We start from the raw sequence: 20,501 nt of genomic DNA, 5'->3' as shown, positions 1-20,501 counted from the left end.
CGGGTCCCTTTCGGCGCCCGTCCCCCGTTCCTCCCGCCCGCCGGCTCGTACGGAACCGCCTAGCCGTGGAAGGCCGTCGTCGATTCGAGTGGCGCCCGCTCGGTCCTCACCCGGTTCACCGGCGCCGCCCCGTCGGCGTAGCCGAAGGAGACGCCGACGAGCAGCTTCGCGGCGGTGACGCCGAGTTCGGAGCGGACGGTGTCGGCGTAGAAGCTCAACAGTCCCTGCGGACAACTGTCCACGCCGTACGCGGTCATCGCCAGGAGCAGCGTCTGCATATAGGCGCCGACGTCCGCGGCCAGCCGGGCCTCGCCCTCACCGTGGTCGGAACCGTGGACGAAGAGGAAGGCCGCGTGCGGCGCGCCGTAGAAGTCCAGGCTTTCCGAGTCGTAGGCCGCACGTGCCGCGTGATCGTCGGGGCCGATCCCCAGCGCCCCGTACAGTTCGGCGCCGAACGCCGCCCGGCGCGCCTGGTGCTCGGGCCCGTACATCCGGTCCGAATACGGGAAGTCCACCGAGGTGCGCCGCTCGGCGTGGGCCGTCCGCAGGGCGCCGGCCAGGCGGTGACGCGCCGCGCCGCTCACCACCTCCACCCGCCACGGTTGCGCGTTGGAGTTGGACGGCGCGGCTCCGGCCAGCGCGAAGATGCTGCGCATCGCCTCCTCGGGTACGGGTTCCGGACGGAACGCGCGGGTCGCGCGGCGGCCGCGTATCAGCTTCTCCGCGCAACCGCTCAGCTCGGTGGGGACGCACGTGCTCATGAGGCTCCTTGGAAGTCATGTAAACGGCGGCGTTTACCTGCCGAGGGTTACCGTAGCGCACCCTGTCGACCCAGGTAAACGAGTCCGTATACTTGCCGCATGGACACGAGCGTGAACACGCCGGCCGCGGCGTCCCAACGGCGAGGGCGCGGCGGGCGGGAGCGCATCCTGGCCGCCGCCGCCCGACTGTTCGCGACCCAGGGCATCGGCGCGACCGGCATGGAACAGGTCGCCGAGGAAGCGCCGGTGTCCAAGCGGACGCTCTACGCGCACTTCCGCACCAAGAACGATCTGGTCATCGCCCATTTGCGGGGCCTTGCACTGTCGGGCGCCACCCTGGAAGGCGTCCTGACCCGCGACGACATCCCCCCGCGCGAGCGGATCCGCCGACTGTTCGACCAGCCGGCGGCGGACGCGACTCCGGTCCGCGGATGCCCGTTCATCGACGCCGCCGCGGAGTTCCCCGACCCGGAGAGCGCGGTGCACTCCTATGCCCGGGAGCAGAAGTTGCGCATGGTGCACCTGATCGTCGCGGTGCTGACGGAACTGGGCTGCCGCGAGCCCCTCCCCCTCGCCGAGCAACTGGCCACCCTCGCGGACGGGGCGGCCAGCCGCGCCATGGTCCTGGACGAAGCGGACTACGGCCGGCACGCGCGGGCGGCGGCGGAGATCCTCCTCGATCACGCTTTGCCGGAGGAGACGGGAAAGGCTTAGCACCTCGCCCGGGGTTGACCGAACAGGCCCGCGCCCGGCTGTCAGAGGTGCGACGTAGAGTCTTGCCGATGGGGCCGGTTCCGGGCCACCAGCACGGGAGAACGGCAGCCTCCCTGGTCTGCGCGGAGGTGGTCACGGCCCAACCGGCGTCCAGGCACCAGCCGAGGGCCACGAGTGCAGCCCGTCTGCCCGGCCCCATCCCATTCCGCCGCCCCCAGCGGCGAGGGTGGTCAGGAACGCGGAGGGTTCGAGCAGCTTTGGTTCAGAGGGACACCCGATAAGCCCGCTTCAGCACCCTGCGAATGAGCGCTCGTGACGCCTCGGAGTTGGGCACCCTGGCCTGGAGTTGGTTGTAGAGACCGACGTACTGAGCCACCGTCTCGGGTTTAGTGACGAAATAGCCTTGAACGCCGGTTGACACGAACACGACCTTTTTGCCGGCGGGAAGATCCATGATCGTGAACTCTCCGAGGCTTTGGACGACAGAGGCGTCACCCTCGAACGGTGCGACTCTCACCTGAAACCCCGGCTCCCGAGACGCTGCGATCAGGTCCGCGAGCTGCTCCCGCATGATCGCCCCGCTACCGACCACCGCGTGCAGGGCAGCCTCGGTGAGCACCATGGTCAACTGCGGGCCACGGGGACCTTCCAAGAATTGGTGCCGACGCGCTCGGTACTTGAGCTTATCCGCGACATTCCCGCCGTAGAACGGAATACCCCTCTCAATAATCGCCCGTTCGTACTCGGGATTCTGCAGAAGGGCGGGGATCACGCAGCTGGTGCCGCGGAGACCTACCGCTCGCGACTCATACCAGAATGCCCGCCGAACCCACTTGGCATCGGGATTGTCATCGAGTTCGTCGCGGAGCTTCCAGATACGACCGCGCGCCTCCAGCGCAGTGTCGATGCGACGGACGACATCGCGCCTCGGCACGTGCGTGCCCTTCTCGAAGTGAGAAATCGCGGTGTTCGACAAGGCGACCGCGTTGCCCAGATCCACCTGCCTCCATCCCTTCGCCATCCGGTGCTCGCGGATCACTTTCCCTAGTTCGAGCACGCGCGCTTGATACGGATCAAGTGGACCGGCACCAGCCATAGTTGTACCCCCCAATCGACTTGGTGATCACTCAACCCAGAGGTGGGGTTGAGCATAAGGGCTGGGACGGATACTGGAGTCCGGAACCGGGACACGCAACTCCCCCTGTACGAGGCTGTGTTCGAATTACCCTGCGGCGTTCAGACCGTGGCGTCGCACACGTCAGCGAACGAAAGGGTGTGCGCCGGCGTACAGCGGTTCCCGATGACCATCCCCCACCGAGGAGACCGACCCCCATGCCCGTCTGGCCCGGTACAGCCATGCCCCACGCAGGACGACGCGGCGCCCCGCCGACCCTCCGCCCCGAAGCCGAAGCGGACATCGAAAGCACCGCCGGCCTGATCCTCACCGCGAGCATGCCGCCGCCGGCGGAGATCATGGAAGCGTCGGCCGCCGAACTGCGCCGTTTCATCAATGAGTGGGCGCCCTGGATCAAGGGCACGGCACGGGAGTCGCTGCCGGTGGACGACCCGCGGCGGGTCGCCGCCGAGCGGGCCGCGGACGAGGCGACGTACCGGGCCCGGTGCACGGGCCCCGGAGACGGGCTGGCGTCGGCGTTCACCTACTGCCGGAGTCTGGCGCTGATCACTCGGGAGCTGCTGGCGCACCGGCGAAAGCTCGGTCTGGCGGGCGCGGACCCGGCGGCGTGCGTGCGGGTGACCGCGCGGGCGCTGATCTGCCGTCCCTCACCCGCCGAGGCAGGCGAGCAGGACGTGCTCATGGTGTCGCCCGCGCACCCCGGCGTACCCGGCACCAACTTCCGCCTGCCCGGCGGGCCCGCGGTCGCGGGCGAGCCCACCTGGGAGGCCATGGCCAGAACCGTGCGGGAGGAGACCGGCCTGGCCGTCCGCCCCGCGCGGCTGCTCGTCACCGACTGGGTTCGGGGGGACGGCAGCAGCGCGGGGATCACCTTCGTGTACGCCGTGGCCGCGCTCGGCGACGAGATCAGCGTGCGGCTGCCCGAGTGGCCCGGCCTGGCCGGTTACGCCTGGGTCCCCGTCCCCGGAATGGACGAGCACTGCTCTCCGCACCAGGCCCGCCGGGTCAGAGCGGCCCTGGACGCGGCGCGCGGCGGAGCGCCGGCCGAGCTGCGGCTCGGCACGCCCGCCTACGACGTCGCCGCCTGACGCCGTCGAAGCCTGACGCCGTCGGAGCCCCGGGAACCGCCGACCGTCATGCGCCGACAGCCGGAACGCACCGGCGGCCGGAACGCCCCCGCCCCCGCCCGGCGCAAGCCGGACGGGGGCGGGGGTACGAGCACCGAGGGCAGGTCAGCCCATGTGCGGGTACCGGTAGTCGGTCGGCGGGACCAGCGTCTCCTTGATGGACCGGGTCGAGACCCAGCGCAGGAGGTTGGTGGCCGCACCGGCCTTGTCGTTCGTACCGGAGGCGCGGCCGCCGCCGAAGGGCTGCTGGCCGACGACGGCGCCGGTCGACTTGTCGTTGATGTAGAAGTTGCCCGCGGCGAACCGCAGCTTCTCCATCGCGTCGGCCACCGCGGCGCGGTCCTGGCCGATGACCGAGCCGGTCAGGGCGTACGCCGAGACGGACTCCATCTGCTCCAGCATCGCGTCGAAGTCCTCGTCCTCGTAGACGTGGACGGCGAGGATCGGGCCGAAGTACTCGGTGGTGAAGACCTCGTTGGACGGGTCGGTGCACTCGATGACGGTCGGGCGGACGAAGTAGCCGACCGAGTCGTCGTAGCTGCCGCCCGCGACGATGGTGCAGGTCGGGTCGGCCTTGGCGCGGTCGATGGCGGCCTTGTTCTTGGCGAAGGCGCGCTCGTCGATGACGGCGCCGATGAAGTTGGACAGGTCGGTGACGTCACCCATGGTGATGCCGTCGACCTCGGCCGCGAACTCCTCCTTGAAGCCGTCCTCCCAGATGGAGCGGGGGATGTAGGCGCGGGAGGAGGCGGAGCACTTCTGGCCCTGGAACTCGAAGGAGCCGCGGGTCAGGGCGGTCTTCAGGATGGCGCGGTCGGCGCTCGGGTGGGCGACGACGAAGTCCTTGCCACCGGTCTCGCCGACGAGGCGCGGGTAGCCCTTGTACTTCTCGATGTTGTTGCCCACGGTCTTCCAGAGGTACTGGAAGGTCTTGGTGGAGCCGGTGAAGTGGATGCCCGCGAGCTCGGGGTGGTTCAGGGCCACCTCGGAGACGGCGAGGCCGTCGCCGGTCACCAGGTTGATGACGCCCTTGGGGAGGCCGGCCTCCTCCAGGAGCTGCATGAGCAGCACGGCGGCGTGGGTCTGCGTCGGGGACGGCTTCCAGACGACGACGTTGCCCATCAGCGCGGGCGCGGTCGGCAGGTTGCCGGCGATGGCCGTGAAGTTGAACGGCGTGATCGCGTAGACGAAGCCCTCCAGCGGGCGGTGGTCGCTGCGGTTCCACACGCCGGCGGAGTTGGCGACCGGCTGCTCGGCGAGGATCTGGCGCGCGAAGTGCACGTTGAAGCGCCAGAAGTCGACGAGCTCGCAGGGGGTGTCGATCTCCGCCTGCTGGGCGGTCTTCGACTGGCCGAGCATGGTGGAGGCGGCCAGCGTCTCGCGCCAGGGGCCGGCGAGCAGCTCGGCGGCGCGGAGGATGATCGCGGCGCGGTCGTCGAAGGACATCGCGCGCCAGGCCGGGGCGGCGGCCAGGGCGGCGTCGATCGCGTCCTGGGCGTCCTGCTCGGTGGCGTTGGCGTAGGTGCCGAGGCGGGCCTTGTGGTTGTGCGGCTGTACGACGTCGAAGCGCTCGCCGCCGCCCATCCGCTTCTCGCCGTTGATCGTCATCGGAAGGTCGATGGGGTTGCCCGCCAGCTCCTTGAGCTTGGCCTCCAGGCGGGCGCGCTCCGGGGAGCCCGGGGCGTAGGAGTGCACCGGCTCGTTGACCGGGGCGGGGACCTGGGTGACAGCGTCCATGAGTCTCGTGGCTCCTTACGGGGTTGTGAGGGTCTCAGCCCTTGGTGATCATCGAGCGGAGGAAGAACAGCAGGTTGGCGGGCTTCTCCGCGAGGCGGCGCATGAAGTACCCGTACCAGTCGGTGCCGTAGGCCGTGTAGACCCGCATCCGGTGGCCCTCGGCGGCCAGCCGGACGTGCTCGTCACCGCGGATGCCGTAGAGCATCTGGAACTCGTACTCGTCCAGCTTGCGCCCCGCCTGCCGGGCCAGCTCCTGGGTGATCGCGATCAGACGCGGGTCGTGCGACCCGATCATCGGGTAGCCCTCGCCCGCCATCAGGATCCTGACGATGCGGACGAACGCCTTGTCGATCTCGGCCTTGTCCTGGTAGGCGACGGAGGCGGGTTCCTTGTACGCACCCTTCACGATACGCACTCGGCTGCCCGCGGCGGCGAGCCGGCGGGCGTCGTCCTCGGTGCGGAAGAGGTACGCCTGGATGACGCAGCCGGTCTGCGGGAAGTCCTTCCGCAGCTCCTCGTGGATGGCGAACATCGAGTCGAGGGTGGTGTGGTCCTCGGCGTCCAGCGTGACGGTGGTGCCTATGGCGGCGGCGGCCTCGACGACCGGTCGGACGTTGGCGAGGGCCAGCTCGTGGCCGCCCTCCAGCGCCTGGCCGAACATCGACAGCTTCACGGACATCTCGGCGCGCTCGCCGAGGCCCAGCTCCTTGAGGCGCTCGATCAGCTCCAGGTAGGCGTCACGGGCCGCGTACGACTGCTCGACGGTGGTGATGTCCTCGCCGACGACGTCGAGGGTGACCTCCAGGCCCTTGGCCGCGGCGTCCTTGACGATCGGGATGACCTGGTCGACGGTCTCGCCCGCGATGAAGCGGTCGACGACCTGCTTGGTGCCCGGGGCGGCCGACACGAAACGACGCATGCGGTCGCTGCGCGAGGCGGCGAGGATGACGGGACCCAGCACGGGCACCTCCACGATGACGGCCGGTCCCCCCTGGGGCGACGGCATAACCAACTCGACGTGAAACGTAGATTTCACGCCACCTCGCGGACCATCGACAGCTGTCACGCATCCGTGGCCGGGATCTCAGACAGATGTATGACAATGGTGCCCGGGGACTACGGGGACGGGACACAAGGGACGAAAAGGAGTGCGGCGCGTCATGCGGGGCGAGTACCAGCAGCTCGTGGACGAGATCTCGGCGGTGTTCGGCGCCCCCGCGACCCTGGAGGACCGCGACTTCGGCCTGATCGCCTTCGGCGCGCACGGCGGCGACGACGACCTGGAAGTGTCGATGGACCCCGTACGGACGCGCTCGATCCTCCAGCGGCGCTCGACGGCGGCCGTCCGGGCCTGGTTCGAGGCGTTCGGGATCGCCCGGGCGCAGGCGCCGATGCGGATCCCGCCGGACCCGGCGGCGGGCGTGTTCAAGGGCCGCATCTGCCTGCCCGTACGCCACCGGGGCGTGGTGCACGGCTACGTCTGGCTGCTGGACGACGAGCACCTGGCCGGGCTCGACCTGGGCCCCGCCACACCGGACCCGCGCGTGGCGCAGGCCATGGAGACGGCCGCCCGGATCGGCGCCCTGCTCGCGGCGGAGGCCCGGGCGGGCGCGGAGCTGGGCGAGCTGCTGCGGGACCTGCTGACCGCGCGCCCGGCGGGCCGCGACGCGGCGCGCCTGGCCCTCCGCGACGCCCTGGGTCCGGCGGCCGACGGGCCGCTGGCACTGCTGGCGGTGGCGCCCTGGCGGACGGACGCCGACGACCCCCACGACGCCACGAGCGACCGGCCGGGCTCGGCGTTCGCCGCCCGGTCGGGCGTGGCGGCACTCTGCGCGGTGCCGGACAGCCTGCCGGACGGCTCGGCGGCCCTGGCCGCCCTGGTCCGGTTGCGCGCCCTCAGCGCCCCGGCCCCCGCCCGGGCCGCGGCCGACCGGCTGCTGCACTCCCCCCGCGCCGGGGCGGACGGCGGTCCGGGCCTGGCCGCGGCCGGTCTGGGCACCCCGCGCAAGGGCCTCGCGGAGCTGACCGACGCCTGGTCGGAGGCGCTGGCCGCGGCCCGCGCGGCGGCGGCCGAACGCCGGCTCGGCCCGCTCGCCGAATGGGCGGCCATCGGCCCGTACCGCGTCCTGACCGGCCTCCCCGCCGACCGCGCGGCCGACCACGCCGTCCGCCCCCTCCTGGAGCGCTCCCACGCCGAGCTGGCCCGTACGACGGAGCTCTACCTGGACTGCGCGGGCCAGGCCGGCCGCGCCGCCGCGGCCCTCGGCATCCACCGGCAGACGCTCTACTACCGGCTGTCCCGCGTGGAACAGCTCACCGGCCTGGACCTGGACAACGGCGAGGACCGGCTGCTGCTCCACATGACGCTGAAGGCGGCGCGACTGGGGTAGGGCGGGGGCCGAAGGGCACCGGGAGGGGCGTGCCGGGCCCAGGCGCCGGGAGGGGCGTGCCGGGCCCAGGCGCGTGCCGGGACCGTCGTGGCCGGTCCCGGCCCGCGCCTCCGTCCGTCCCCCGCCCCGGGCCGGCCGCTCGGGTGCGCGTCAGGGCGAGCGCGCGGGGCGGGGTCCGGGACTCGTCCCGCCCCCGGGAGCGGCGCCGCGCGGATCAGTCCGCGGCGGCCTCGACGAGGGAGAACGGCGCGGCTCCCGCGAGCGGCGTCACCGAGACGACGGTCAGGCCCGCGCGCCGGCAGACGTCCTCGAAGTCCGCGCGGGTGCGTTCCCGGCCGCTCACGTTCACCAGCATGTTCAGGTCGCTCAGATAGGTGATTCCGCCGCCGGTGACGGGGGCTTCGGGATCGACGGTGTCGGGGAGCACGGGTTCCACGATCAGAATCCGGCCGCCGGGCGGCAGCGCCTCGCGGCAGTGGCGCAGGATGGTGGCCGCCTTCTCGTCCGGCCAGTCGTGCAGGACGCTTTTGATCAGGTAGAGGTCCGAACCCGCCGGTACGGAACGGAAGAAGTCGCCGGCGTGCGGGGAGCAGCGTCCCGTGAGTCCGTGCCGCTCCAGTGTTTCCGGTGCCCCGGCCAGGCCCTCCGCCGTGTCGAAGACGACGCCGGTGAGGTCCGGGTACGCCGTGAGGACACCGGCCAGGAGGGTGCCGTCGCCTCCGCCGACGTCCGTGACGGAGGTGAACCGGCCGAAATCGTAGGCGGCCGGGAGGGCGGCGGCGGTCGCGCCGGTGGCCTGGCCCATGGCCGTGTTGAACGCCTCCGACAGCTCGGGGTGCCGGGCGAGGTGGCCGAAGAAGTCCGTGCCGAAGACCGCGTCGAACGCGACGTCGCCGGTGCGGACGCTGTCGTCCAGGTGCTCCCAGGCGCGGGTGGACACCGGGTCGGTGAAGACGCGCACGAACGAGGCGAGCGAGCCGGGGCGGCTCGGGTCGAGGAGCGTGCCGGCGGGGGTCACCGAGAAGGTGCCGGGGGTGTGTTCCCGCAGCACGCCGAGGGCGGCCAGGGCGCGCAGCAGCCGGGTCACGGGCCGGGGCTCGGCTCCGGCGTCGGCGGCTATGGCGTCGGCCCGGCGCGGGGTGTCGCCGATCAGCTCGACCACCCGCAGCCGCACCGCCGCGCGCAGGGTCTGCGCGGCCATGCTGCCGAAGGCGGTCCGGACGATCAGGCTCCGGTCGGCGGTGTCCGCCGCCCGGGTCTCGGGGGTCTTCACGGGTTTCTTCCTTCCGTCGAACGGCGAGTGGGGGCGGCCGCCCGCGCGGCCAGGGCGCCCGGAGTGCAGCCCGCGAACGCCAGTACGTCGCGGTGGAGATGCGGCTGGTCGGTGTAGCCGCACGCCAGGGCGGTGTCGGCGGCGCTCCGGCCCGCGCGGAGCGCCCGCGCGGCGTGGTCGAAACGGACGAGCATGGCGGCGCGCTTGGGGGTGAGGCCGATCTGTGCGGTGAACCGGGACCACAGACGCTTGCGGCTCCAGCCGCAGGATGCGGCGAGTTCGCCGACCCGTACCCGGCCCCGGCGGGTCACGATGTGCTCCCAGGCGGCCACGACCTCGGGTGCCATCGCCGGCGCCCGCGCGGCCCGCCGGGTGAGGAACTCGTCCACCAGGGCGAGGCGTTCCTCCCACGACGCGGTTTCGGGCAGCCGCTCCCGCAGCTGCCGCTCCTGCCGTCCCCACACCTCGTCCAGGCCGACGACCGGCCGGTCCGGCGGGTGCGGGAGGACGCCGCCGAGCAGCGCGTAGGCGGCGGGTGGCGACAGGCGCATCTCGACGCACTCGACGCGTTCCCCGGCGACGCGGGCCGGGCCGGGCGCCGGCGCTGCGACGAAACTCCGCACGGACTGCCGTCCGGTGGCGCCGTCGACCGTGAACGGGTCCTCTCCGAACCCGATGACGACGACCACGTCGGGCCGAGGCAGCACCCGCTTGTGCAGTCCGCCGGCGGCACGGTCCCGGAAGCCCGCCATCCGGACGCCGGGGACGGCCTCCCAGCCGCCCCTGGCATCCCAACCGCCCCTGGCATCCCAGCCGTCCCCGGCGTCGGCGTTCATAGGGGCGAGGCCCGTGTCGTAGCTGCGCATGCCCCTACGGTCGCCGAATCCGGCGGTCCCGTCTTGGACGAATGTTCCACGGGCGAGCGCTCGGTGGACGCTCCACGCGCTCACCGCGGACGGTCCGGTGTGCCGCGAGGCGGCCCGCGCGCACATCGAACGCGTCCTCAGTCGCCGGGCGCGAACTGCGGCCCAGAAGGGAAGGTTCCGGCCAGCCGGGCGACCGGCTCAGGCGAACCACCCGTCACACCAGAAGGAAGCATGAGCGAGAATCGGGCGGTCATTCGATTCAAGGGCGGGTCAAAAAGTGCGCCGTCACCGCGCATGGCCCGCCACCGCACACCTCAGGGGGGAACCTGTCGTGACCGCACACCCGATACCCGAAGACGCCCCGAGCCCCCGCCGCCTCCCACGTCGCGCCCTCACCGCCGTCGTCGCCGCCGCGGCCGTCGCCGCGCCGCTCGCCGTGGCTGAGCCCGCCGCCGCGGCCGGGCCGAAGGTCGTCTGTACCTCGGGCAAGGCCGGGCTCGCCGCCAAGCTCACCAAGGACATCACCGCGGCGCTGCGCGGCCGGGCCGGACACACCGGCATCGCGTTCGACGACCCGGCGACGAAGACGAGCTGCACCTACGACGCGGACCGGCAGTTCGACTCCGCGAGCGTCTTCAAGCCGATCGTCCTCGGCACCCTGCTGTGGGACGCCGACCGGGCGAAGCGCTCGCTGACGTCGCGTGAGAAGGCGCTCGCGCACAAGATGATCACCGAGTCGGACAACGACTCCACGACGGAGCTCCGCAACCGCCTCACCACGGCGAAGATCACGTCGTTCGTCAAGGCCGCCGGTATGAAGCGCACGCTCCCCAACCAGACCTGGGGCACCACCCAGATCACCGCGCGGGACGAGCAGCGGCTTCTCGCCCTGTTCACCTCGCGCAACAAGCTGATCACCGACAAGTCCCGGGCCTACGCCCTCGACCTGATGAACAAGGTGATCTCGTCGCAGCGCTGGGGCACCCCGGCCGGCGCCCCCAAGGGCACCAAGGTGCACGTCAAGAACGGCTGGCTGCAGCGCGACCGGGACCACCTGTGGCGCGTGCACAGCATCGGCGCCTTCACCGTCGGCGGCCGGACGTACACCATGTCCGTCCTCACGCACGGCAACCGCACCTGGCAGGGCGGCATCGACGCCATCCAGGCCGTCGCCCGCGCTGTCCACCGCGACGTCAACCCGGCGGCGAACCACGCCCAGCTCATCGCTCCGCCGGCACACCCGCAGGAGGTCATGCCGCCGGGCGTGTGAGCCCCGCGCTCCGGGGCGGCCGGGCGGAAGGGCGCGACGCCCGCCCGGCCGCACCCGGGAGCGGGTTGCCCTCAGTCCTCGTCGAGGGTGATCGCCTGGACCGGACAGGCCCGCACCGCCTCCTTCACCATCGGGTCCGCGCCGCCCTCGCCCTCCGACCGGACGACGCCGAAGCCGTCGTCGTCCGTGTCGAAGACGCCGGGGGCGGTGAGGGCGCACTGACCCGAGCCGATGCACAGGTCCGAATCGATGCTCACGCGCATGGGAGTACTCCGTTCTGCGGTCACCAGGTGACCGGGAGGGCGAACAGTCCTTGCACGGTGCCGCCGGGTTTGACGGACACCTCATCGGGGGCAACGGCCAGCCGCAGCGTGGGGATACGGGCGAACAGGGACGAGAAGGCGATTTCGAGCTCCGCGCGGGCCAGGTTCTGGCCCAGGCACTGGTGGATCCCGTAGCCGAAGGCCACGTGGTGGCGGGCGGAGCGGCGCACGTCGAGGGTGTCGGGGTCGGGGTAGGAGGCCGGATCGCGGTTGGCCTCCGGGGTGGCGAGCAGCACGCCCTCACCCGCCCGGATCGTCTCCCCGGCCACCTCGACGTCCGCCACGGCCACCCGCACCAGCGAGTCGGCGATCGAGAGGTAGCGCAGCAGTTCCTCGACCGCGCCGCGCATCAGCTCCGGATCGGCGCGCAGCGCGGCCAGTTGCTCCGGGTGGCGGAGCAGGGTGTAGGTGCCGAGGGAGATCATGTTGGACGTGGTCTCGTGGCCGGCGATGAGCAGCAGCAGCGCCATGGAGACCAGTTCCTCGCGGTCCAGGGTGCCGGAGGGGTCCGCCAGGAGGGTGTCGAGGAGGGCGTCGCCCGGCGCCTCGCGCTTGCGGTCGAGCAGCCGGCGGAAGTACGCCCGTAATTCCTCGCGCGACTCGCCGGCCTCCGCCGCGGTCTCCGCGACCAGCAGCCGCCGCGAGTGGGTCTCGAAGAACTCGTGGTCGTCGTACGGCACTCCGAGCAGGGAGCAGATCACCGTGGACGGTACGGGGAGGGCGAACGCGGTGACGAGGTCGGCCTCCGGGCCGGCGGCGAGCATGCGGTCGAGGAGGTCGTCCACGACCTGCTGGATCGCGGGGCGGAGGGCGGTGATCCGCTGGAGGCCGAAGCCCGGGATGAGGGTCCGGCGCTGGCGGTTGTGGAGGGGGTCGTCGGCGCCCAGCAGCGGGAGCGGCCGGACGGCCTGTTCGGCGAGGCGCGGCACGGTGACGGGGAAGTCCGGGTGCTGCCGGTCGGCGGAGAGGCGGCGGTCGCGGAGCAGGGCCCGGACCTCGGCGTGGCCGGTGACGAACCAGACCTCCCGGCCGTCGAAGAGCGTCACCCGGGAGAGCGGGCGGTCCTCGGGGGCCGGGAGGTGACCGGCGGGCGGATGGTACGGACAGGCCCGGTCCTGCGGCCAGGGGCGGGCGGCGGCTCCGGAGTCGGCGGGCGGGGTCAAGGGGGCGGCGGACAGCGGGTGTTGCGCGGTCTCGGTCATGGACGACCTCCGGCAAGCGGACTGGTATCCTTGGGCAACCATTAGAGCGGAGGGTTCCGCACCCGTCCATGGGGCGTGACCGGATTCCGGCCACGTGAGACCACAATCCGGGCGCGCTGGACCGCGGTCCGGGCACCCCCTGCCGCCCGCACGCCTACGCCTCGCTCGGGTCGAGCACCCGCCCCTCGACGATGCGCCGCATCCCCTCGACGATGTCCTTGCCGCGCGGCGCGACCGCCGGGTCGATGAGCCACTGCACCCACAGCCCGATGAACAGGGCGTGGATGACGGAACCGACGGTGCGGGACGCGACGGCGGGCACCTTGTCGTCCTCGACGCCCTCGAAGATGGCCACGATGCCCTCGCGGCCGCTCGGCAGCACCGCGGCGAACTGCTCGCGGACCTCGGGGCGGTTGGGGAGCTGGCCGATCATCTCGAACTGGGCGGCCCAGAACGCGCGGTCGTTCGCGAACCCGTCGAGCAGCGAGTCCCAGCAGGCCGCCATCCGCTCGTCGTGCGAGGCGTCGGGTGCCGCGCCGGCGGCCAGCGCCCGGCCCACCCGCTCCCCCCACTCCTCCGTGAGCTGGATGAACGCGGCCATCATCAGCGCGTCCTTCGAGCCGTAGTGATAGCCGATGGAGGCCAGGTTGGCGCCGGAGGCGGCCACGATGTCGCGCGCGGTGGTGCGTACCCAGCCCTTGTCGAGCAGGCAGCGCTTGGCGCCCTCCAGCAGGTCTTCGCGATGTCCCATGGCGGAAGCGTAACCGCCGCTCATACGCATGTCATGGACGACCGTCTTATACAAGCGTCATAGACAACCGTTTAATACATCCGTATAGTCCTGCCCATGACGAACCCCAGCACGACGCGTGCCGGGCGCAAGGAGTGGACCGCCTTCGCCGTCCTCCTGCTGCCCCTCCTCCTGGTCTCGATGGACACGTCCGTCCTCTTCTTCGCCGTCCCGGCCATCACCCGGGACCTGGGCGCGAGCAGCACCCAGCAGCTCTGGATCTTCGACAGCTACGCGTTCGCCCTGGCCGGACTGCTGATGACGATGGGTTCGCTGGGCGACCGGATCGGCCGCCGCAGGCTCCTGCTGCTGGGCGCCGCCGCCTTCGGCACGGCCTCCGTCGCCGCGGCCTACGCGCAGAGCGCGGAGATGCTGATCGCGGCGCGGTTCGTGCTGGGGATCGGCGGCGCGACGCTGATGCCGAGCACGATGGGGCTGGTGCGCAACATGTTCCGCGACGACGCCCAGCGCGCCAAGGCGGTCGGCATCTGGTCCGCGGCCATGGCCGGCGGCATCGCGCTCGGTTCGGTGCTCGGCGGGGTGATGCTCAAGCACTTCTGGTGGGGTTCGGTCTTCCTGCTCAACGTGCCCGCGATGGTGCTGCTGCTGGTCTGCGCGCCGCTCCTGGTTCCGGAGTTCAAGGACCCGCGCCCCGGCCGCTTCGACCTGGCGAGCGTGGTGCTGTCGATGGGTGCCGTGCTTCCGACGATCTACGGCGTCAAGGAGATGGCGGCCGACGGCTTCGCCGTGTCCCGGCTGCTCTGGGTGCTCGCCGGCCTGGCGCTCGGCGTGGCGTTCGTCCGGCGGCAGCGCGGCGGGCGGTCCGCGATGATCAGCCGCGAACTGTTCCGCCACCGGGCTTTCGGGGCGGGCATCGGCCTCAACACCCTCGCGATGTTCGCCATGATGGGCTCCTCGTACTTCACCACCCAGTACCTCCAGTCGGTCCTGGGCAAGGGCCCGCTGGAGGCGGCGCTCTGGGGCACACTGCCCTCCCTCGCCGTGGGCGCGGCCGGCCCGCTGGCCACGGTCGCGGCCCAGCGGGTGGACCGGGCGTACGTGATCGCCACCGGCTTCGTCATCACGGCGGCCGGCTTCGCTCTCCTCCTCGGCACCGACGCGTCCTCCCTGACCCTCACCCTGATCTCCTGCGCGGTCATCGCCTGCGGCATCGTCACCGTCGCGGCCCTCGTCTCCGACCTGGCCCTCGGCGCCACGCCCCCGGAGAAGGCCGGCTCGGCCGCCGCCCTGCTGGAGACCGGCCAGGAGTTCGGCGGGGCCCTGGGCATGGCCGTCTTCGGCACCATCGGCATGGCCGTCTACCGGCACGACGTCTCCGACGGCCTCTCCCCCACCCTCCCGCACGGCGAACTCGCCACCGTCCGCGAGACGCTGACCGGCGCGACGGCGGTCGCGGGACGGCTGCCCGGACGGTCCGGGGCGGTGGTGCTCTCGGTCGCCCGGGACGGGTTCGTCCACGGGATGCACGTCGCCGCGGTGGGCGCGGCACTCGTCCTCCTCACCGGAGCGGCGGTGTCGGTACGGCTCCTGCGGGGCCGCGCGGAGGCGCCGTCCGAGGCGCTTTCGCAGGCGCCTTCCGAGGCGCCGGTCGCTGCGGGGAGGTAGCCCCCGGCCCCGCCCTTTCACCGTTTCTTGCGGGGGCGAGCCCCCGCACCCCCGAAACCACGCTTCGCGCGGTTGTCCTCAAACGCCGGACGGGCTGAGTTCAGCCCGTCCGGCGTTCGCCTACGCCATGAGGCAAGGGTGATCAAGCCGTGCTCACTCGAATCCCTCACGCAGCACGCGGTCCCCGTCGAGACCCGACTCCGCCAGAAACTCCGCCAGCGTCACGCGTGGCTCCTGCCGCCCTATGGCAGTCAGGATGTAGCCCGGAGACGGCGCGTTGTCGACTTCCCGGACCAGGGCGGCCAAGGTCCCGCCGTCGAGAGCGAAGGCGAACGTGAACCACGGCCCCAGGTCGTCGTGGGTGATTTCCTCGCGTCCCCACCGCGAGACGAGTTGTTCGGTCGTCAGACCCAACTCGGCCACATATCTCTGTGGCGTCCCACGAAACTCGGATGCATCGATTCTTCTCACGCTTACCTGACTTCCGTTAAGCAAACCGGGATCGCGCCCGGGCGGGCGCCGTGCGCGGCACTCGCGGAAAAACGTTTCCCATGTGCGGCCCAGCACTCCGTGCGTACGCTGCGAGTACAAGTAAGGCTGCGGCCGTCAAGGGAGCGTGCCCATGACTGATCTTCCCTCGGAGCTGACGACCGGCGAGCGCATCCGCGTCCTGCGCGAACGACGCGGACTGTCCCTGCCGGTGCTGGCGGGCCTTGTCGGCCGCTCGTCCGACTGGCTCAAGAAAATCGAGAACGGGGACCGCGAACTCCGGTCGATCACCCACCTCGTACGGCTGGCGAACGCCCTGCGCGTCCCCGACGTGAGCATGTTGACCGGCGGCGAGCTGAGCATCCCCGCCGACGGAACAGGCAAGCTGTCGCATAGCGCCGTGCCGGCCATCCGGTCGGCCCTGCACGGCGCGTCCTTCACCACCGCGCCGACCGTGGGAGCGATCACTCCGGGAGCACTCAAAGACCGCGTGGTCTCAGCGTGGCGACTGTGGCACACCAGCACGCACCAACGCACCGAGGTCGGCGCCCTGCTGCCCGACCTCGTCCGCGACGCCCACGCCTGCGTCAAGGCGCACCAGGGGAACGAGCGGCGGGCCGCCCACGCGGCCACCGCCGATCTGTATCGGCTCGTCCAACGTCTGCTCGCGCACATCTGCGAGCCGGAGTTGTACTGGATCGCCCTGGACCGCGGGCGAGCCCACAGCGAGGAAGCCGACCAGCCCGTGGCGCTCGCCTTGGCGGCTTGGTCCACCGCCATCGGCCAACGTGCGGCCGGTTTCGCCGAGGAAGCCGTACGGACCGACGAGGCGGGGATGGAGATCCTGCGCGGTGAACTCGACCGGGGTGACGCCGAGCTCACGAGCGTCTACGGCGCGCTGAACCTCCAGGCCGCCATCTCCTGCGGCCTGGACGGCCGGTCCGGCGACGCCGAGCGTTACCTCGCCGAGGCCGACCGCACCGCACGACGGCTGCCGGGCGACTACAGCCACCCGCAGTCGGCGTTCGACGCCTCGAACGTCGCCGTCCACGGCGTCGGCATCGGCGTGGGGCTCCTCAATCCCGGCGAGGCGCTGCGCCGTGCGGAGAACATCGCCCCCGAAAAGATCACGTCGCTGGAACGGCGTTCGCGGCTGCTCCTGGACATCGCCGCGGGACACGCGCAGAAGCGGGAGACGGCGGCGGCCGTCCACTACCTGGGCCGGGCCCACCAGGTGACGCCCGAGGGCATCCGTTACGTCCCGACCGCCCGCAGCCTCGCGGCGAGCCTCGTCCGAACGGCGTCCGGCCCCCTCAAGGCCGACGCGGTCGCCCTCGCGGAAGCCGTCGGCGTGGCCGCCTGAGGGCCGCTCGGGGACAAGCGTCCTGGCGGAAGGCAGGGGGACGTCCAGTCCCCTACGCCTGCCATCGCGCCCCCTACGGTCTCCCACCGTCAGCACACGGAGACCCAGGGAGCTCGATATGGACGACGCGGCTCAAGCACGACCGGCACACAAGCTCCCCGAACGAGCCGTCGCCAAAAGGGCTTACGCGAGCCCTCCGCCGATGTGGGGCCTGGGCCCGGTCGTCCCGGTCCCGCACTCCAGCGGACCGCTTCTCTTCCCCACGCGAGAAGAGTGCGGCATCTGCGCGCGATACGCCGGCAAGATCGCGGTGGCCAAGGCGACCGGACTTCCCGAACTGTCCATGGGTCTCCGAGCCGCCTGGGACGGGCATGTGGAGGAACACCCGCATCGGCAGAGCCGGACGTCCTGAAGAACGGCGAACGCCGGACGGGCTGGCAAGTCAGCCCGTCCGGCGCTTGAGGACAACCGCGCGAAGCGCCCCTGGACGTCAGTCCGCCAGGTTCACCGCCCGTGCCGACGCCGCGCCGATCTCGTCGGCGATCTCGGCGAGTACGGGGAGCGGGATCGACTCGTCGACCGTCAGGGCGACCAGGGCCTCGCCGCCCTCCGTCGCCCGCGACACCTGCATGCCGGCGATGTTGATGCCCGCCTCGCCGAGGATGCGGCCGATGGTGCCGACGACGCCGGGGCGGTCGACGTAGCGGAGGAAGGCCATGTGGTCGGCGAGGGCGAGGTCGACGTCCTTCTCGCCGACGGCGACGATCTTCTGGAGGTGCTTGGGGCCGGCGAGGGTGCCGGAGATGGAGACCTCGTCGCCGCCGGAGAGAGTGCCGCGGACGGTGACGACGTTGCGGTGCTCCGGGGACTCGGAGGCCGTGGTGAGGCGGACCTCGACGCCGCGCTCCTGGGCGAAGAGGGGGGCGTTCACGTAGGAGACGGTCTCGTCGACGATGTCCTCGAAGACGCCCTTGAGGGCGGAGAGTTCGAGGACCTTGACGTCGTGCTGGGTGAGCTCGCCGTAGACCTCGACGTCGAGGCGGACGGCGACCTCGCCGGCCAGGGCCGTGAAGATGCGGCCCAGCTTCTCGGCGAGCGGCAGCGCCGGCTTGACGTCCTCGGCGATGACGCCGCCCTGCACGTTGACCGCGTCCGGCACCAGCTCGCCGGCGAGGGCCAGCCGCACCGACTTGGCGACGGAGATGCCCGCCTTCTCCTGGGCCTCGCCCGTGGAGGCGCCCAGGTGCGGGGTGGCCACGACGCTGTCGAACTCGAAGAGGGGCGAGTCGGTGCACGGCTCGGACGCGTAGACGTCCAGGCCCGCGCCGGCGACCCGGCCCTCCTTCAACGCCGCCGCGAGCGCGGTCTCGTCGACGATGCCGCCGCGCGCGGCGTTGACGATGCGCACCGACGGCTTGACCTTGCGGAGCGCCTCGTCGCCGATCAGGCCGAGCGTCTCGGGGGTCTTGGGCAGGTGGACGGTGATGAAGTCGGCCGTCTCCAGCAGCTCGTCGAGGGTACAGAGGCGGACGCCCATCTGCGCGGCGCGGGCGGGCTGGACGTAGGGGTCGTAGGCGACGACCTTCATGCCGAAGGCGGCCATCCGCTGGGCGACGAGCACGCCGATGCGGCCGAGGCCGACCACGCCGAGCGTCTTCTCGGACAGCTCCACGCCCGTGTACTTGGACCGCTGCCATTCGCCGTTCTTCAGCGCGGCGTTGGCCTGCGGGATGTTGCGGGCGGTGGCGATGAGCAGGCCGCAGGCGAGCTCGGCGGCGGTGACGATGTTGGAGGTGGGGGCGTTGACGACCATCACGCCGGCCTTGGTGGCGGCGGAGACGTCCACGTTGTCGAGGCCGACGCCGGCGCGGGCGACGACCCGCAGCCGCTTGGCGGCGGCGACCGCCTCGGCGTCGATCTTCGTGGCGGAGCGTACGAGGACGGCGTCGACGTCCACGATGGAGGCCAGCAGGTCGGCTCGGTCGGCGCCGTCGCAGTGCCGGATCTCGAAGTCCGGGCCGAGCGCGTCGACGGTGGCGGGCGAGAGTTCCTCGGCGATGAGTACGACGGGTTTGCGGGTCGAAGCAGTGCTCACGGGGTCCTCAGTCCTCACTGGTCCATGGGTTTCCCGGGCCGTGCCGTGGGGGGCACGGGGGAATGACGGCCGTCCCGACGGCCGCAGGCGTGAAGGGGCGCAGCCGCGTTGGAGACGCACGACGCTGTGAGCCTGACGCGCTTTGTTGCGGAGAAGTGTATCGGCGGACGGGCGGGCGTCCTGCTCCGTTTCGCAAGGATCACTCCACAGGACCGGCCACCGTGGACAACCGGGCGGGGGAGGTTCCGGTGGGGCCGCACTCCAAGCGGCCCCACCGGAACCGGGGATCACCGAGGGATCACCGAGGGGTCACTGAGGGATCACGCCTCGTCGTCGACCCAGCTCATCAGCTTGCGGAGCTTCTGGCCGGTGGTCGCCAGCAGGTGGTCCTCGTCCGCCTTCTTGTACTCGTTGTACTTCGGCAGGCCGGACTTGTACTCCTTCATCCAGTTCTCGGCGAAGCTGCCGTCCTGGATCTCCGCGAGGACCTTCTTCATCTCGGCCTTCGTCTGGTCGGTGACGATGCGCGGGCCGGTGACGTAGTCGCCCCACTCGGCCGTCTCGGAGACGGACCAGCGCATCTTCTCCAGGCCGCCCTCGTACATCAGGTCCACGATCAGCTTCAGCTCGTGGAGGCACTCGAAGTACGCGATCTCGGGCTGGTAGCCCGCCTCGACGAGGGTCTCGAAGCCGGCCTTGACCAGGGCGGAGGCGCCGCCGCAGAGCACGGCCTGCTCGCCGAAGAGGTCGGTCTCGGTCTCCTCGGTGAAGGTGGTCTTGATGACGCCGGCGCGGGTGCCGCCGATGGCCTTGGCGTAGGACAGGGCGAGGTCGAACGCCTTGCCGGAGGCGTCCTGCTCGACGGCCGCGATGCACGGGACGCCGCGGCCCTCCTCGTACTGACGGCGCACCAGGTGGCCGGGGCCCTTGGGGGCGACCATGCAGACGTCGACACCGGCCGGGGGCTTGATGAAGCCGAAGCGGATGTTGAAGCCGTGGCCGAAGAACAGCGCGTCGCCGTCCTTCAGGTGCTCCTTGACCGACTGCTCGTAGACCTCGGCCTGGATCGGGTCCGGGACGAGGATCATGATGACGTCGGCCTCGGCCGCCGCCTCGGCCGGGGTGACCACGCGGAGGCCCTGCTCCTCGGCCTTCTGCCGGGACTTGGAGCCCTCGTGCAGGCCCACGCGGACGTCGACGCCCGAGTCACGCAGCGACAGCGCGTGGGCGTGGCCCTGGCTGCCGTAGCCGAGGACCGCGACCTTGCGGCGCTGGATGATGGACAGGTCGGCGTCGTTGTCGTAGAACAGCTCGGCAGCCACGTGTGGTTTCTCCTTGAA

General features: G+C 71.6%; 19 protein-coding genes. 7 read left to right on the top strand and 12 right to left on the bottom strand.

The features are described 5' to 3' along the window. Positions 1-59: 59 nt before the first annotated feature. Entirely contained in the window at positions 60-761 is a 702-nt protein-coding gene (locus J7W19_RS23110; protein WP_004942923.1) for a nitroreductase, read from the bottom strand. 99 nt (positions 762-860) lie between these two features. Between J7W19_RS23110 and J7W19_RS23105 the strand changes: the two genes are divergently transcribed. Next, positions 861-1,475, top strand: coding sequence for a TetR/AcrR family transcriptional regulator (locus J7W19_RS23105; protein ID WP_004942926.1), 615 nt, complete (start codon positions 861-863; stop codon positions 1,473-1,475). Between the two features lie 262 nt (positions 1,476-1,737). Here the strand turns inward: J7W19_RS23105 and J7W19_RS23100 are convergent, their stop codons facing one another. Continuing rightward, the gene (locus J7W19_RS23100) at positions 1,738-2,532 is read right to left on the bottom strand and encodes a helix-turn-helix domain-containing protein (RefSeq protein ID WP_158688759.1); all 795 of its coding nucleotides are present in this window, start codon (positions 2,530-2,532) and stop codon (positions 1,738-1,740) included. A 299-nt stretch (positions 2,533-2,831) separates the two neighbouring features. Between J7W19_RS23100 and J7W19_RS23095 the strand changes: the two genes are divergently transcribed. Beyond that, on the top strand, positions 2,832-3,698 hold the full coding sequence (locus tag J7W19_RS23095; protein ID WP_051072553.1) for a DUF6415 family natural product biosynthesis protein: 867 nt from the start codon (positions 2,832-2,834) through the stop codon (positions 3,696-3,698). 144 nt (positions 3,699-3,842) lie between these two features. Here J7W19_RS23095 and pruA read toward each other — a convergent pair whose 3' ends face one another. Both pruA and J7W19_RS23085 read right to left on the bottom strand, forming a co-directional pair. After that, the gene (gene pruA, locus J7W19_RS23090) at positions 3,843-5,474 is read right to left on the bottom strand and encodes an L-glutamate gamma-semialdehyde dehydrogenase (protein ID WP_004942931.1); all 1,632 of its coding nucleotides are present in this window, start codon (positions 5,472-5,474) and stop codon (positions 3,843-3,845) included. A 34-nt stretch (positions 5,475-5,508) separates the two neighbouring features. Next, positions 5,509-6,435, bottom strand: a complete 927-nt coding sequence (locus tag J7W19_RS23085; protein WP_004942933.1) for a proline dehydrogenase family protein — start codon at positions 6,433-6,435, stop codon at positions 5,509-5,511. Between the two features lie 199 nt (positions 6,436-6,634). On the opposite strand from J7W19_RS23085, the gene J7W19_RS23080 reads away from it, so the two are divergent. Further along, positions 6,635-7,864 carry a PucR family transcriptional regulator gene (locus J7W19_RS23080; protein ID WP_004942934.1) on the top strand — a complete coding sequence of 410 codons (1,230 nt, stop codon included), beginning with the start codon at positions 6,635-6,637 and terminating at the stop codon, positions 7,862-7,864. 214 nt (positions 7,865-8,078) lie between these two features. Here the strand turns inward: J7W19_RS23080 and J7W19_RS23075 are convergent, their stop codons facing one another. After that, positions 8,079-9,137: a methyltransferase gene (locus J7W19_RS23075; protein WP_004948432.1), complete on the bottom strand. Its 1,059-nt coding sequence runs from the start codon at positions 9,135-9,137 to the stop codon at positions 8,079-8,081. Next, positions 9,134-10,003, bottom strand: coding sequence for a helix-turn-helix domain-containing protein (locus tag J7W19_RS33120; protein WP_004948436.1), 870 nt, complete (start codon positions 10,001-10,003; stop codon positions 9,134-9,136). The genes J7W19_RS23075 and J7W19_RS33120 overlap by 4 nt, the downstream gene beginning before the upstream one ends. 331 nt (positions 10,004-10,334) lie before the next feature. Between J7W19_RS33120 and J7W19_RS23070 the strand changes: the two genes are divergently transcribed. Next, positions 10,335-11,273, top strand: a complete 939-nt coding sequence (locus J7W19_RS23070; RefSeq protein ID WP_004948439.1) for a serine hydrolase — start codon at positions 10,335-10,337, stop codon at positions 11,271-11,273. A 71-nt stretch (positions 11,274-11,344) separates the two neighbouring features. Here the strand turns inward: J7W19_RS23070 and J7W19_RS23065 are convergent, their stop codons facing one another. From J7W19_RS23065 to J7W19_RS23055, 3 genes are all read right to left on the bottom strand, one after another. Continuing rightward, positions 11,345-11,536, bottom strand: coding sequence for a ferredoxin (locus tag J7W19_RS23065; protein WP_004948443.1), 192 nt, complete (start codon positions 11,534-11,536; stop codon positions 11,345-11,347). A 20-nt stretch (positions 11,537-11,556) separates the two neighbouring features. Beyond that, complete coding sequence (locus J7W19_RS23060; RefSeq protein ID WP_004948445.1) at positions 11,557-12,798, bottom strand: cytochrome P450; 1,242 nt, start codon at positions 12,796-12,798, stop codon at positions 11,557-11,559. A gap of 154 nt (positions 12,799-12,952) precedes the next feature. Next, a complete protein-coding gene (locus tag J7W19_RS23055; RefSeq protein WP_040890871.1) occupies positions 12,953-13,549 on the bottom strand; it encodes a TetR/AcrR family transcriptional regulator in 597 nt (198 codons plus the stop codon). 96 nt (positions 13,550-13,645) lie between these two features. Between J7W19_RS23055 and J7W19_RS23050 the strand changes: the two genes are divergently transcribed. Beyond that, the gene (locus J7W19_RS23050; RefSeq protein ID WP_004948451.1) at positions 13,646-15,214 is read left to right on the top strand and encodes an MFS transporter; all 1,569 of its coding nucleotides are present in this window, start codon (positions 13,646-13,648) and stop codon (positions 15,212-15,214) included. A 153-nt stretch (positions 15,215-15,367) separates the two neighbouring features. Here the strand turns inward: J7W19_RS23050 and J7W19_RS23045 are convergent, their stop codons facing one another. Continuing rightward, positions 15,368-15,685, bottom strand: coding sequence for a hypothetical protein (locus J7W19_RS23045; RefSeq protein ID WP_106429672.1), 318 nt, complete (start codon positions 15,683-15,685; stop codon positions 15,368-15,370). A gap of 151 nt (positions 15,686-15,836) precedes the next feature. Between J7W19_RS23045 and J7W19_RS23040 the strand changes: the two genes are divergently transcribed. After that, positions 15,837-17,066, top strand: coding sequence for a helix-turn-helix domain-containing protein (locus tag J7W19_RS23040; RefSeq protein ID WP_004948457.1), 1,230 nt, complete (start codon positions 15,837-15,839; stop codon positions 17,064-17,066). A 118-nt stretch (positions 17,067-17,184) separates the two neighbouring features. Then, the gene (locus J7W19_RS23035; RefSeq protein ID WP_158688801.1) at positions 17,185-17,478 is read left to right on the top strand and encodes a hypothetical protein; all 294 of its coding nucleotides are present in this window, start codon (positions 17,185-17,187) and stop codon (positions 17,476-17,478) included. 78 nt (positions 17,479-17,556) lie between these two features. On the opposite strand, the gene serA is transcribed toward J7W19_RS23035, so the two are convergent. Next, entirely contained in the window at positions 17,557-19,161 is a 1,605-nt protein-coding gene (gene serA / locus J7W19_RS23030; RefSeq protein WP_004948460.1) for a phosphoglycerate dehydrogenase, read from the bottom strand. Positions 19,162-19,481: 320 nt separating this feature from the next. Next, positions 19,482-20,483 carry a ketol-acid reductoisomerase gene (ilvC, locus tag J7W19_RS23025; protein ID WP_004948463.1) on the bottom strand — a complete coding sequence of 334 codons (1,002 nt, stop codon included), beginning with the start codon at positions 20,481-20,483 and terminating at the stop codon, positions 19,482-19,484. Between the last annotated feature and the right edge of the window lie 18 nt (positions 20,484-20,501).

Origin of the sequence: Streptomyces mobaraensis NBRC 13819 = DSM 40847 (assembly GCF_017916255.1) — a bacterium.
In the GTDB taxonomy this organism is placed as follows: Bacteria; Actinomycetota; Actinomycetes; order Streptomycetales; family Streptomycetaceae; genus Streptomyces; species Streptomyces mobaraensis.
This window is presented reverse-complemented; position numbering and strand designations above follow the sequence as displayed.